This is a genomic window from Meiothermus hypogaeus (assembly GCF_003574035.1).
In the GTDB taxonomy this organism is placed as follows: domain Bacteria; phylum Deinococcota; class Deinococci; order Deinococcales; family Thermaceae; genus Meiothermus; species Meiothermus hypogaeus.
Window position 1 is genome coordinate 1 of sequence record NZ_QWKY01000082.1, and the last position, 12,946, is coordinate 12,946.

Sequence of the window (12,946 nt, forward strand, 5' to 3'; positions counted from 1 at the left end):
GCCGCCACATTCGACTTTCACACTTCCGCAGTTCTGGCAAGCTACACTATCTTTGGGCTTCTCTGGGTTATTCACAAATCCAGTTTAGAAGCCCCTTCCTTTGCTCAACCGAATTTTTTATATGACTTGTTGGGGTTATATACTTGCTTGGTGCTTGCTTCTTGCTTTAAGATTCTTTCGAGGACACAAAGCTAAAGCGCTGCGAGTTGATAAGAAGGTAACTCACCTTGACACGCTTACGTCGCTTACTAAAAGATCCGGTCTCTGTTAATGTTGCTGGACTTTATGCCCTGCAGTTCACAGGTTTTATATTACCTCTAGTTACACTACCCTATTTGGCTCGCGTTCTCGGGCCCCACGTTTTCGGGTTACTTGCATTTTATCAAGCATTTGCTCTTTGGTTTTCTGTCGTTTTTGAATATGGATTCAACTTGTTGGGAACACGAGAGGCATCAAGGTTTCGAGGCGATAAGGAAAGGCTGGGTCGGCTAGCCTCGAGTATTTTAGGTGCCAAAGTTCTTCTATTGCTTTTCTCGCTCGTACTATTGGCACCTTTTGTAGCTCTAGTCCCAACTTTTCGAGAACACCTTATCTACTTACTCTGGGCGCTAGTTCAGGCAATTGCTTTTGGGTTTAGCCCTCTTTGGTATTTTCAGGGCATAGAGCGCCTTGTGAAACCTGTATCGCTAGAATTTACATTGCGTGTGCTCACCACGATAGGTATTTTTGTGCTCGTGAGCGAACCCGAGGATGGATGGAAGGCATTAGCCTTGCAAGCCACCGCCGGGTTATTTACGACGATTCTTCCGTTGTTTTGGATATACCGCGAAGTTGGTTGGGTTAAACTCTCATACAACTCTTCTCTCGAGTTGATCCATCAGGGATGGAATCTCTTTCTATTAAAGAGCCTGCAAAGCCTTTATGGTTCTGCAAATGCTTTTATCTTAGGTCTCTTAGCGGGCCCTTTAGCAGTAGGGTACTACGGTGGAGCAGAAAAGCTTTATAAGGCGGTTTTAAGCCTAATGTCGCCGATTTTACAAGCCTTATATCCGAGGCTTAGCCTCTTAGGCGATCTGGACCCTCAAAAAGGGAGAAAGGTCTATAAATTAGCGATATGGGGTGTTACGCTAACCGCCTTTGTCCTAGCAGGGGCAATATTCATAATTGCCCCTACAATAGTCAATCTCGTCTTAGGGCCCGGTTATGAGCCAGCTGTGGCTATACTACAGACGCTCACTATCGCAATTCCTTTTAATCTAGTCAGTACAGCAATCCTGATGCTGCGGCTATTGCCTGCAAAGTTGGAAGTGGGTGCGGGAAGAGTCATGTTAATAGGAGGAACAGTAAACTTTGTTGGGGCTATTTCCCTAGCTCCTACCTATAAACATGTTGGGATGTCTTGGGTCGTCGTGATAACGGAGCTACTTATTCTAGTCGGTTTGGTTTCCTACCTCCGACTAGTGAGAGCGTATGAGAGAAGGGTGCCTTGAAATACACTAATCTCACCTACGGGGCAATAGGGATATGGGTATTTCTCTTGCTAGCGGCCGATATTAAAGTTTCCATCCACCCTCAGATTCACTGGGGTGCCACTCTATCCGTCCTTATATTTGCCTTACCGCTATTTTTGCGACTTAAGTACTCACTGGCCGCACCACTAAAACTTTTTGCTTTGTTCATGGCAGTGTTGCTAGTGGTGACTATTTTACTAGTGAGCCTTACGTCTGAAAATCCTTCCTACGGTTTAGGTCAGTCAGCAAAACTCAGCATCATTTTGCTGGGAGCTTTCCCACTCTTATTGGGAAATTCCCGTTTGGTAAAGATTGGTATTGCCACCATACCAGTGGCTGTTTTCTCTAATCTTATCTTGCTCATTCTTGGACTTACTGCTAGCCCAGTCTTCGCTCAGCTTATGACTGGGGATAACAGGTGGGGTACCTTCTTTAACTATCCCGGCTCTCTTTGGCGTGTTGGTATTCTGGTTGTTGTTCTTGCTATGTATGCTTTGTTGCATAAGTGTCGAAGCGCATATTTTGCCCTATTACTGGCGGCTGCCCTAGTGCTTATTTATTTTGATAGTTCCCGCACAGGGGCTCTTCTGCTATTTTTAGCGTTTGTTTTTTTGGCATTCATCATTCTTTGGGAGCGACGGCAAAGTCTACTAGCAGGTGTCATAAGTATAATGACTATATTAGCGATCCTAGGGTTGCTTGGCTTCATCTTCTATAATAATCAGGAGTTAGTTAGACAAATACTGCCCCAACGGGTGGTACAGACTTTTGAAGCCATTTTTATAGGAAATTACGAAGAAGCTGATCATACACGCTATGAAATGTTGCAAGCAGCCCAGGCACAAATTCGGCAAAATCCGCTATGGGGTATAGGTATAGGCAATACGCGAGTTGATACCAATGAAGGCCTTATGGTGGTTCATAACGCTTATTTGCAGGTATGGGCTGACTTGGGGATCATGGGTTTAATTGCCTACGTTGGTCTTGTACTTGGGTGGTTGATTTGGCTTCCAAGCTTTTTTAGATGTGTGCACTGGAGGGTCGATCCTATAGAGCGGGGATTGTATTACAATGCAGTTTTTATGCTCTTTTTTTACGCGTTTAGTGGTTTATTCCACCCGATAAGTACAGAATGGTCTGAGTGGATCAGCTTTATACTGCCGTATGCTTTATTCGCTCAAGTGTTCAGCAAAGATGAGGTTAGAAATGCAAAGCCAAGTCAGCTTCTCAGTCGTAATCTCAACTTATAACCGAGCCCACCTTGTGAGTCGAGCTATAAAGTCAGTACTTAGCCAGGGGTACTCAAACCTTGAGATTATCGTAGTGGATGATGCCTCCAGTGATGATACTGCTGAGATTATACGTGAGAATTTTCCTAAAATTCGATACATTCGCCAAGAATCTAATCAGGGACCTGGGCCCGCTCGCGATCGTGGGATCCGAGAGGCGTCAAACCAGTGGGTTGTCATTTTAGATGATGACGATGAATTATTGCCCAAGGCCTTGCTTAAAGTGGAGGAATCAATGTGCTTGCAGGGCTTATTGACAACCTCCCGCATATTCCCTGTCATTCAATTTGCGCATAGCAACGGTAGCATCCCGGATCAGTTCAAAATTCTTACTATAGAAGATTACTTCCGAGGCGATGTATTGGGCGATTTTGTGCCAGTCATAAATCGTATGCACTATATCTCTTGTGGCTTTACTTATCCCCGAGTGCGGATAGGTGGTGAGCATATGCTGTGGTGGAAAATTGCCAAGCAGTATGGTATTCCCACCTGGAATATCGTCATAACAAAAGTTCATGAGGATGCTCCAATACGTTTAACCTCACCACAAAACCAAATATCCCGTGCCGCTGAGTATGCCCGACTTCAAGAAACCACACTCGAAGAGTTTGGAGTAGAGCTTTTGTCCAAATATCCTAAGCTCTACTACGTTAAGCTTCTAGGAGCTGCCACATATTATTTGCTTGCTCGGGAAAAAACTAAAGCGCGAAAGTACCTCAAAAAAGCTTGGCAGTTCAGGCCAACCACCAATGCTGGCTTGCTTTGGCTACTTAGCTACATGCCTGAGCTGATCGTTCATAAGCTTTTTGTGCTTTACAGGCGCAAGGGGGGGGTGTGAAGATTTTGCATGTTATTAACTCCCTAGAGTTGGCTGGGGCTGAAACTCTGCTCACGGATCTTGCTCTTAGGCTTAGCCAGCAAAATATAGATGTTGAGATATACGCGCTAAAAGCTTCGGGAAGTTTACTTGAGGAGAAGGTTAAGCGGTCGGGAGTTAGACTCTACTTTTCCCCCATCTCTTCGGTATATTCACCGCTCCAGATTCCGATGCTGGTAAAACACTTGTTCCGCCATAAATACGACTTGATTCACGTTCACTTGTTTCCTGCTCAACTTTGGGCTGCCTGTGCGGCTAGCTTTGCTCACATTCCTATGATCACTACTGAACATAGCACTTATAACCGTAGACGTACGGTGTTTTTTCGCATGCTGGACCGTTGGATGTATAAGCGATATAGAGCTGTGGTAACTATAAGTAAGGCTACTGCTGTAGCTTTGTCTAATTGGTTACCAGAGATTGCGAAGAGAATATGCACCATCTTCAATGGTATTGAGGTCTCCTACTTTGCTAACGCCCAATCTGTAGATATAAAGGCGCTACCTAGTTTGCAACGGCCGTTATTGGTTTCAGTGGGGCGTCTCGAACAAGAGAAAGATCAGGTGACCCTGCTAAAATCCCTACCTTATCTTGAGACTGCCCATCTGTTACTCATAGGCGATGGTCCTATGCGGGGTCAGCTACAAGAACTTGCGAGCCAGCTGGGAGTTACCCATAGAGTACATTTCTTGGGTAGGCGAGTAGACGTACCCAACCTACTGAAGATCGCTGATGTTTACATTCAGCCCTCACGCTGGGAAGGCTTCGGAATCGCCACCTTAGAGGCTATGGCAGCTGGAGTTCCAGTTGTGGTTAGCCGGGTGGCTGGATTGAAGGATGTGGTAGGTGATGCAGGCCTGCTATTTGAACCGGGAAACGAGCGGGAGTTGGCAGAAAAGATCACTGCTCTTCTCACTAGCCAGGAAGCTTGTCGGCAATACGCAGCGCGTGGACAGGTAAGGGCAATGCAATTTGACATTAAGCAAACTGTTGAGCAGTACAAAGACCTGTACCTACAAATAATCGGGAAGAAAACGATGAAACTAAACACCTCGTTCCTTGAAAAGCCTGATAGAGTAGACCGTTATTGATGATACGGTGGCTTCCGTTTAAGAAAATGAAGAGATTGCTATACATAATTACCCGTGCTGAGCCTGGTGGTGCTCAGATGCATCTCCTAGAACTCCTTCGGAGCTTGTGCAACCGGTTTGAGTTGCACGTTGCCGTAGGAGAGGAGGGGTTCCTCACAGATGAATCGCGGCGTATTGGTGTGGGGGTGCATGTATTACCCAGCCTGGTGCAGCCCCTTGATCCTAAGAGGGATTTTGCGGCCATTGGAGAAGCGCAGCGGCTAATTCGATCATTGCGACCACAGCTGATCCATCTACACTCGTCCAAGGCTGGGATGGTAGGTCGGTTGGCGGCAAGATTAGAGGGGGCACCTGTAGTCTTTACCGCTCATGGATGGGCTTTTACTGACGGGGTATCATGGCAGCGCAAAGCTATAGCCGTGCTCTCCGAGGGCCTGGTTGCACGGCTTGGCGGCCAAATCATCTGTGTATCCCGCTATGACCACGACCTTGCGTTGCGCTATCGTGTTGCCTCGCCCCGGCAGATGCGGGTCGTCTACAACGGTATTCCCGACCTCTCTCACCAAGCCAGCCCTGGGCGGGGGGATATACCACGGGTGTCTATGGTGGCCCGCTTTGCCGTGCCAAAGGATCATGGCTTGCTCCTTCAGGCTCTCGCGGGTCTACGGGAACAGCCTTGGGAGGTTGAGTTAATTGGAGATGGGCCCATGCAATCGTTTGCTGAAGAACAGGCGGCTCGGCTGGGTATAGACGACCGGGTCCGTTTTTTAGGGGCACGCAAAGATGTGGCCGAGTGCTTGGCTCAAGCACACATTTTCGTGTTGGCCTCCAACTATGAGGGCCTCCCGTTGAGCATCCTCGAGGCAATGCGGGCTGGGTTACCTGTGGTCGCAAGCAATGTTGGCGGGGTCGCCGAAGCCGTGATAGATGGCGAAACGGGTTTCCTAGTTCCTAGAGGAGATGTACAAGCCTTAAGAAGCAGACTTACTCAGTTGATTGAGGACCCACAGCTTCGATCGCAGATGGGGATGGCAGGGCGTGCACGCTATAAAGCACACTTTACTCTCGAGCAGATGCTCGAGAAGACCCTAGAAGTATATGAGAAAGTACTCAAAACGAAGGTAAGCTGAGGAGGTTACGCAGGTGTTGATGCCGTTTCCAGCCCCAAGAGCCTTCCGCTCATGCACCGCTTCTGATTTGCTATGGCACGGGGTTGCAATCGTGGTGTGCCTGCTCGCGGGTTCATTGCTGGGCTGGTATAGCGATCGGTTCTGGGTGATTGGCGCAGATTCGTATGGCATGGTGGGCCTGATCGTGTTCAGTTACATTGGATCGGCCCTCTCGTCCCGCCGTGGGCTGAGCTTCGCCAAGACGGACCTCTTGACGACAGCCTTCGTCTCCATACTGTTTTGGTTTCTGTTGACCTCAGCAGTCTTGGTGCTGTCTAAAAGGTACTTTTCCCGCACTTATTTGCTAGGGGCTTTCATGGTGGCGCTTCTCTGGCAAGCCCTGCAGCTAAGGCTACAGAAGCCTAATCGTTACCGCTTGGCCCTCATACCAGGCGGTTTGGCGGATGCTCTGCCGGGCTTGGGCAGTATCGACTGGCAGATCTTAGACACCCCTCGCTTTGTGCAGGTTGAGGCGGTGATGAAGGATCCCTACCACACCAGCGACCCTCAATGGCGGCGCTTCGTCGCGGAGCAGTCTTTACGAGGCATTCCCATGTTGCATGTGGCGGCGGTGTACGAAGGGCTGACGGGGCGGGTTTCGCTCGAGCACCACTCCGAGGCTTTCCTGGAAGGCTGGCGCCTGCCTGTGCTCTATCCGCACATCAAACGCTTGACAGATATTTGTGCCGTGCTTCTTTCGTTGCCCCTTGGCCTACCTCTGATGCTGCTGGTGGCACTGCTGGTTCGTCTGGACTCAAAAGGTTCCGTGCTGTTTTGGCAGGAGCGTGTGGGCCAGGGGGGAACCTCGTTCAGGATGGTCAAGTTCCGCACCATGGGGGTGGATGCCGAGAAAGAAGGATCGCGTTTCGCACGAAGCAACGACGATCGCATTACTCGCGTGGGTCGCATCTCACGAAAGTTTCGCCTGGATGAGCTACCCCAATTCTGGAACGTGCTTCATGGGGAGATGAGCATTATTGGCCCACGACGCGAGCAGGCTGGATTCGCCGAGCAATTTAGCAAGCAAATACCCTTATATCCCTATCGGCACATGGTAAAGCCCGGTCTTACAGGTTGGGCGCAGGTTCACCATGGATACGCGGCTGGCGCCGATGAAACCACCGAGAAGCTCACCTATGACCTGTACTACATGAAGCACCTTTCGTTGTGGCTAGATATGCTCATCGTGTTTAAGACCCTTAAAACGATATTCACGGGGTTCGGAGCCCGCTGAGGCGAGTTTCTGAATTATGCGTTACTGGTGGGCTCTTCCTTTCGTTCTTCTGCCTGTGCAACCTGTCTGGTTTGCTGTGGTTATAGCACTTTTGGGCGCTCTGGCTCTGATCTTTCGAAAAGAGCGGTTGTGGTTTGTCTTGCCCTTCACCCTCTTTGTGCTGCTCGGAGCCGGATCCCAATTACTGAGTCCGAGTCCGAGTGATACGAGTGATACTAGACTAGAGATCCCTTCACTCCCATCAAACGCAAACACAGACGGACAACGTCGAACCACCAACCTAATTCCACTGTACGGCCTCTATGATCTTCACGGCTGGAATCATCAGGATGGGCGAGGGCCGCGAGCGATTAGTCAGTCTGACGGATTCTACCGAGTTACACGAGTGCATCCCGTAACGGGCAGGCATTTTACAGAGATTCTTTCTGATCAGGCCTACTTATTGAGAGACGGTGAGACATATACTCAGAGCTTTTACTTTCGCCACGATGGCGATGAAATTGCTTTTGATTTCATATTCTCTACCAAAAGAGGTCAGTTTAGGGTTCCTGCGAAAATAGAGGCTTTTCCCAATGACCTTAAGCGGGCATATGCTAGCTACAAAACCCAACGTGGAGATCAGGCGCTGAGGGCGATCGATATATCTAATCTGCGCGGCAATTGGACCTATATTGATATTGGCTATGCTCAGCTCGAGGTTGGTTCGACACCCTCGGCATACACCATTAGCAAGGTTAACACCATTAGCAAGGCAAAGCAAAGCTATTGGCAGCGTGCAGGGTGGTGGTTGGGGACGGCATTGCTCGGGGCGCTTGTCTTGGTTGGGGGCTGCTTTGTATTGAAGCGTTCCGGTGATGTTTTGCCGGCTTTAGGAATCATGGTGGGGCTTTTGATTAATCTAGGCGCTGGCTTAGCTCAGGTATACCCGACAGTAGAACAGCGTATCAGTGGGTTCACCGAAAACCCTAATCTTTATGGTGCTGGCGCGGTGATGAATGTGCTGCTCGTCGGTCTTGCTAGCAGTAGTTCACTGGGATTACTGGCACTCGTGTTTGGTTTGGGGATAGTGGCACTGTCGGATAGTCGTGCGGCATGGTTAGGGTTATTGGGGGCAATACCGCTTTGGTTTTCTCGTCTAAGCCCCAGATGGGGGCATGTTTCCCTGATATTAAGTGGTATGTGTGTGGCTTTGGCATTGTACTTTTGGCTGCCTTCCCGCTTGGAACGCCTGGCCACGGTGACCGATCTGGACTATGCAAACAACCAATCCCGCCTGGAAATCTGGGCGGTTGCCTGGCAGGCTTTTCTTGATCATCCATTAACAGGAATAGGCATAGGGGAGTTTCAAACCTACTACCTCGAGCATGCACCACCCAATGTGCTTGAACCCGCAGCCGCCCATGTCCACAATCTTTTTCTACACGTTCTAACCGAAGCTGGGTTGCTGGGCTTGCTGGGATTCCTGTTGCTGTGGGGTGCTGTGGTCTGGAAATTATGGCAATTGCGCCAGTGGAGGGTACTAGTTGTTATTGGTGTAGCTGTGGTTATGAATATGTTTGATTACACCTGGTTTTACGCGGGGGTGTATTATCCCCTCTGGGTCGCCGTGGCTTGGGCTCTAGCAATACCTTCTAAGCCGGCCCTATCTTTCCCTGATACAATGCGCGGGTGAATATGGAGCCCTACACCCAAAGCGATGAGCTATCGCTACGTGACCTGTACTTAGTGCTGAAGCGCCGCCAGAACCTGATTCTCGGCCTTACCTTGAGTGCGGCCATCCTGGTTTTTGCGGCAAGCCTGCTCTGGCCCAAAACCTACACCAGCCAGGTGGTGGTGAGCCTCTCGCTCTCCAACCAGTCCAGCCAGGGCTTGCTCAACAACCTGCCCTCGCTGGCGGGGCTGGCCCAGGGGTTTGTGGATTTGCAACAGACCAGGCTGCTGGCCAACCAGTTGGGGGTAGACGATCCAACCCGCTACTACAAGGCCCGTTTTGATGAAAAGCGGGGGTTGCTATTCCTGACCGCCCAGGGTGGCACGGCTGCCGAGGCCGGGGAACGGGCTGAGCGGATTTTGCAGGTAGCGCGGACCTACCTCGAGCGCAACCTATTAGAAGGGGCCCAGGCCAACCTGCGGGCGGCCCTGACCCAAGCCCGGCTGGATCTACGGGCTGCTCAGGACGGGCTCAAGGGCATCCAGGCTCAGCTCAAAGTTGCCCCCGATCGGGCTGCCTCCAACGCCACCATTGCTGCAGGCCTCGAGGCCCGGGGCAATGACCCCCAGGCAGCCCGTGCCAGTAACCCGGCCTACACCAGCCTGAGCCTGGACGAGTCGCGGCTGCGCTCGCAGATTGCGCAGCTCGAGGCCCGCATTACCACCCTATCGGACTTCCTGAAGCAGCCCGAGGCTATCGGTCAGTTGGTTAGCCAGGCCCTGCTGGTACAGGTGCTGGTGCCCCCCGCCGAACCGCTTCGCCCCAGCTTCCCCAGGCCTTTGCTGTTCACCGTAGTGGCCGGGGTTCTGGGCCTGCTCCTGGGTGTAATCTGGGCATTTGTGGCCGAGGCCATCCAGCCCCGCGAGGCCAGCAAAGGGATATAGCGGGGTTCGTTTTCTCGAAATCGAAGATGCGAGCCTGAACGACTTGAAGTTTAGGTGAATAGGCTCGAGACCGACTCACCTCGGTGAATCCGCCAGATGGCCTCGGCGAAGAGCGGCCCCACGCTCAATTGCTTAATTTTGGGGCTGGGTCGGGCGTTGTAGGTGCAGGTATTGGTGGCGGCCACCTCCACAATGGGGCCTTTTTCAATTCGATCAATGGCGGGGCCCACATACACCCCGTGGGTAAAGGCTGCGTACACCGCCTGGGCTCCATTCTGTGTGAGCGATTCGGCGGCCTGTATCAGGGTGCCTGCGGTCGAGACCTCGTCGTCTACGATTAGGGCGGTCTTGCCGCGCACATCCCCTACCAGCCCCCTCGAGGTTACCTCGGTGTCGGAGAGGCGCTGCTTGTCAATGAAGGCAATGGGCAAGGCCAGTCGGCGGGCCAACGAGCTGGCCCGCTTGATGTCGCCAGCATCGGGCGCAACCACCACGGCGTTTTCCAGCCTGTCCACCTGGGTGGCGAAATAGTTGGCAATCACCGGCTCCGCCGACAGGTGATCTACCGGAACCTTGAAAAAGCCGTGTACCTGTGCCGAGTGGAGGGTCATGGTCAGTACCCGGTCGGCCCCCGCCGCCTGAATCAGGTCGGCCACCAGCCGAGCGGCAATAGAGATGCGGGGCGCATCTTTTTTGTCGCTGCGGGCGTAAGCGTAGTAGGGAATTACCGCCGTAACCCGCGCCGCACTGCTGCTTTTGGCCGCATCAATCATCATTAGAAGTTCCACCAGGTGGTCTTGCACCGGTGGGGTGAGCGACTGAATGATGAAAATATCGCCCTCGCGCAGGCTTTGCTCGTAACGCACAAAAAGACAGTCGTTGGCGAAGCGCTCGGTGGTGCTTTTGCCCAGGGGAACCCCCAGGTTATCGGCTATTTCCTGGGCCAAGGGCAGGTTGGACTGCCCGCTAAAAACCATTAGAGGTCGTTCCATAACCGCCTGAAAGCATACAACGCCCAGGGCTACAAGCTATAGATCAACTGAAACGTTTTGTCCTGTCCAGAACGCTATAACCATCTTTCTAAACCCTGTACCGGTATACCCTACAGCGGTTCAATGGCTTCCTGAACCTTGGTGGTAACTTCGGGGCCGGTGGGGTGCAGGTAAACGTTAATTTCGCTGCGGATGCCAAAAGGACCCGGATAGACTCCCGGCTCGATGGTGAAGGCCAGGCCGGGAATTAGGGGGCGGGTATCGTGGGTCTCGAGGTCATCGAGGTGTGTGCCGTTGCCGTGGGTGGCGCTGAAGCCCAGATGGTGGCCGGTGCGGTGCAGGATGTAGGCCCCCAGACCAGCCTGCTCGATGACCTGCCGGGCGGCGCGGTCGAGCTCAAAGCCCCTGGGCAGCCGGTGGGCGGCATAGGCCTGCTGGCAGAACGCCAGGGCGGCGTTCCGCGCCTCTCGTACTACCGTCCAGGCTTTTTGTATTTCGTCCGATACCTCCCAGCCGGCCATCCAGGTCACATCGGCATAGGGGCCCTCCGGCTCCTTGCACCACAGGTCAACCAGCATGACCTGTCCCCGCTCCAATCGGCTTTCCCCCACAGTGTGGTGGGGTTTGGCAGCGTTGGGGCCGTAGGCCACCATGGGGGGGTGGTCAAAGACCAGCCCTTTTGCCTCGAACACCTTGCTAATTTCGGCCTGTACCTCGAGTTCAGAGGGCGGCTGGTCGAGCCGGGCCCGCACAAAGCCCAAGGCGTGTTCCAAGGCTGCGCTGATGCCTGCGGCAGCCCGTTTGTGAGCGGCCAGGTTGGCGGGCGTCCAGGTCTGGAACTGCAAGAGGATTTCTGCCGAAGAGACCACCTCGAGGCCCATTCCCCGCAGCAATTCCAGGGTTCCGGCATCTATGCGCGAAAGGTAGGGGATGCCGCCGCCGGGGTAATATTCCATGGCGATACGCCCCAGTGGGGCAACGTGGGTTTGTAGCGCCCGGGAGAATTGCTCCCAGCTCGAGAACACCACCCACTGTCCGGGCAGGTCGGGAAAACTGGTCTTCTCGATGGCATGCACGATCAAAACGGGTTCCCCCTGAGCAGGGATCAAATACGCAAAGCGACGGCTGAGCATCCGGCTCCGCAACCCCAGGGCTTCCAGGGCCAGTACATTGCTCCCTTGAAAACTGTAGAGCAGCCAACCGGGGATACGGGCTTCTTGCAAGGCTTGCTGGGCTTTGGCAATGTCCATGGGTACATACTACGGTGAACTGGTAACTTGCTAAGGAACTCGAGGGGCTCTGTACCTTCGACCCTGAACGGTAAACTACCCTGGAGTGCACCTGCTTACGTTTTCGCCTGGCTGCCGTGCTAACCTTGTAAAAGGAGGTCTGTTGTGGTTCAGGAGCAAACCGTGCTTTCTATTACACCCCTGGCTGCCGAGCGTGCCAAGGAGATTCTCAATCGGTACAACAAACCCCATGCGGCCATCCGGGTGTTTATCAAGTCGGGCGGTTGCAGCGGCTACCAGTACGGCATGGCCGTGGACGAACGGGAGCTCGAGGGGGATACTTCTGTAGAGATGTACGGGGTGCGGCTGGTAGTAGATCGCATGTCCCTGCCCCTGCTGGCGGGCTCCGAGGTGGACTGGGTAGAAAATCTGATGGGCGGTGGATTTAGCGTTAATAACCCGCAGGCCACATCTTCTTGTGGTTGTGGCCATTCCTTCCGCACCGACGGCGCCAAAGCCCCCGATGGTGAGGGAAGCGGTGGCTGTTGCAGCAGCCATTAGATTGCATCTTCCCGCGGCTGTATCCGCGCAAAATGCTGGTGTAGCGTTTGAATACAAATAGGCGTTGTGGTGAGCCCATCCATCCACCAAACGGTGGATGGATTTCGTATATATGACCGAATTTGCGTCCTAGATATAAAAAAGCCTCAAGCCTGCAACACAAACACTCATCCTTGTCGGATTTGACGGGCATGGCTGGATGGCTATAATGGGTACGGCAAAATGCCATAGTTAAACGATTCTGTAGAGATACAGAATCCCTAAAGGAGGCTAGAGCCTGCTAACTAGCTGTTCGTAAAAGCTCCACAGTTTTCGCTGTCATCAGAATCGAAAAAGCCAACCAGTGCCAACCTCGCAAGGTCTCAGCCAGCCGCTCATAGTCTCGCGCCAGCCTGCGA

At 52.5% G+C, this 12,946-nt stretch carries 11 protein-coding genes; 9 read left to right on the forward strand and 2 right to left on the reverse strand.

What is annotated here, in order from left to right; translation table 11 throughout:
• Window positions 1-227: 227 nt before the first annotated feature.
• Genes Mhypo_RS14975 through Mhypo_RS15010 form a run of 8 tightly spaced genes read left to right on the forward strand, consistent with a single transcriptional unit; the run spans window position 228 to window position 9,766 of the window.
• Window positions 228-1,490, forward strand: coding sequence for an oligosaccharide flippase family protein (locus Mhypo_RS14975; RefSeq protein ID WP_119342086.1), 1,263 nt, complete (start codon window positions 228-230; stop codon window positions 1,488-1,490).
• Entirely contained in the window at window positions 1,487-2,761 is a 1,275-nt protein-coding gene (locus tag Mhypo_RS14980; protein ID WP_119342087.1) for an O-antigen ligase family protein, read from the forward strand. Before Mhypo_RS14975 ends, Mhypo_RS14980 begins: the two co-directional genes overlap by 4 nt.
• The gene (locus Mhypo_RS14985) at window positions 2,718-3,638 is read left to right on the forward strand and encodes a glycosyltransferase family 2 protein (RefSeq protein ID WP_170148321.1); all 921 of its coding nucleotides are present in this window, start codon (window positions 2,718-2,720) and stop codon (window positions 3,636-3,638) included. The genes Mhypo_RS14980 and Mhypo_RS14985 overlap by 44 nt, the downstream gene beginning before the upstream one ends.
• Entirely contained in the window at window positions 3,635-4,768 is a 1,134-nt protein-coding gene (locus Mhypo_RS14990) for a glycosyltransferase (protein ID WP_119342089.1), read from the forward strand. Before Mhypo_RS14985 ends, Mhypo_RS14990 begins: the two co-directional genes overlap by 4 nt.
• Before the next feature lie 26 nt (window positions 4,769-4,794).
• Window positions 4,795-5,898, forward strand: a complete 1,104-nt coding sequence (locus Mhypo_RS18805) for a glycosyltransferase (RefSeq protein ID WP_119342096.1) — start codon at window positions 4,795-4,797, stop codon at window positions 5,896-5,898.
• Between the two features lie 19 nt (window positions 5,899-5,917).
• Window positions 5,918-7,171: an exopolysaccharide biosynthesis polyprenyl glycosylphosphotransferase gene (locus tag Mhypo_RS15000; RefSeq protein ID WP_240637278.1), complete on the forward strand. Its 1,254-nt coding sequence runs from the start codon at window positions 5,918-5,920 to the stop codon at window positions 7,169-7,171.
• Between the two features lie 16 nt (window positions 7,172-7,187).
• Window positions 7,188-8,843: an O-antigen ligase family protein gene (locus Mhypo_RS15005; protein WP_119342091.1), complete on the forward strand. Its 1,656-nt coding sequence runs from the start codon at window positions 7,188-7,190 to the stop codon at window positions 8,841-8,843.
• Between the two features lie 2 nt (window positions 8,844-8,845).
• On the forward strand, window positions 8,846-9,766 hold the full coding sequence (locus Mhypo_RS15010; protein ID WP_119342092.1) for a Wzz/FepE/Etk N-terminal domain-containing protein: 921 nt from the start codon (window positions 8,846-8,848) through the stop codon (window positions 9,764-9,766).
• Between the two features lie 50 nt (window positions 9,767-9,816).
• On the opposite strand, the gene Mhypo_RS15015 is transcribed toward Mhypo_RS15010, so the two are convergent.
• Window positions 9,817-10,758: a ribose-phosphate diphosphokinase gene (locus tag Mhypo_RS15015; protein WP_119342093.1), complete on the reverse strand. Its 942-nt coding sequence runs from the start codon at window positions 10,756-10,758 to the stop codon at window positions 9,817-9,819.
• A gap of 110 nt (window positions 10,759-10,868) precedes the next feature.
• Entirely contained in the window at window positions 10,869-12,008 is a 1,140-nt protein-coding gene (locus Mhypo_RS15020) for a M24 family metallopeptidase (RefSeq protein ID WP_119342094.1), read from the reverse strand.
• Window positions 12,009-12,152: 144 nt separating this feature from the next.
• On the opposite strand from Mhypo_RS15020, the gene Mhypo_RS15025 reads away from it, so the two are divergent.
• Window positions 12,153-12,548: a HesB/IscA family protein gene (locus Mhypo_RS15025; protein WP_119342095.1), complete on the forward strand. Its 396-nt coding sequence runs from the start codon at window positions 12,153-12,155 to the stop codon at window positions 12,546-12,548.
• Window positions 12,549-12,946: the final 398 nt, after the last annotated feature.

Coding starts and splice junctions, on each gene's coding strand:
- Mhypo_RS15005 (WP_119342091.1), top strand. CDS start 7,188: ATGCGTTACTGGTGGGCTCTTCCTTTCGTTCTTCTGCCTGTGCAACCT.
- Mhypo_RS14985 (WP_170148321.1), top strand. CDS start 2,718: ATGCAAAGCCAAGTCAGCTTCTCAGTCGTAATCTCAACTTATAACCGA.
- Mhypo_RS15015 (WP_119342093.1), bottom strand. CDS start 10,758: ATGGAACGACCTCTAATGGTTTTTAGCGGGCAGTCCAACCTGCCCTTG.
- Mhypo_RS15020 (WP_119342094.1), bottom strand. CDS start 12,008: ATGGACATTGCCAAAGCCCAGCAAGCCTTGCAAGAAGCCCGTATCCCC.
- Mhypo_RS18805 (WP_119342096.1), top strand. CDS start 4,795: ATGAAGAGATTGCTATACATAATTACCCGTGCTGAGCCTGGTGGTGCT.
- Mhypo_RS15010 (WP_119342092.1), top strand. CDS start 8,846: ATGGAGCCCTACACCCAAAGCGATGAGCTATCGCTACGTGACCTGTAC.
- Mhypo_RS15000 (WP_240637278.1), top strand. CDS start 5,918: ATGCCGTTTCCAGCCCCAAGAGCCTTCCGCTCATGCACCGCTTCTGAT.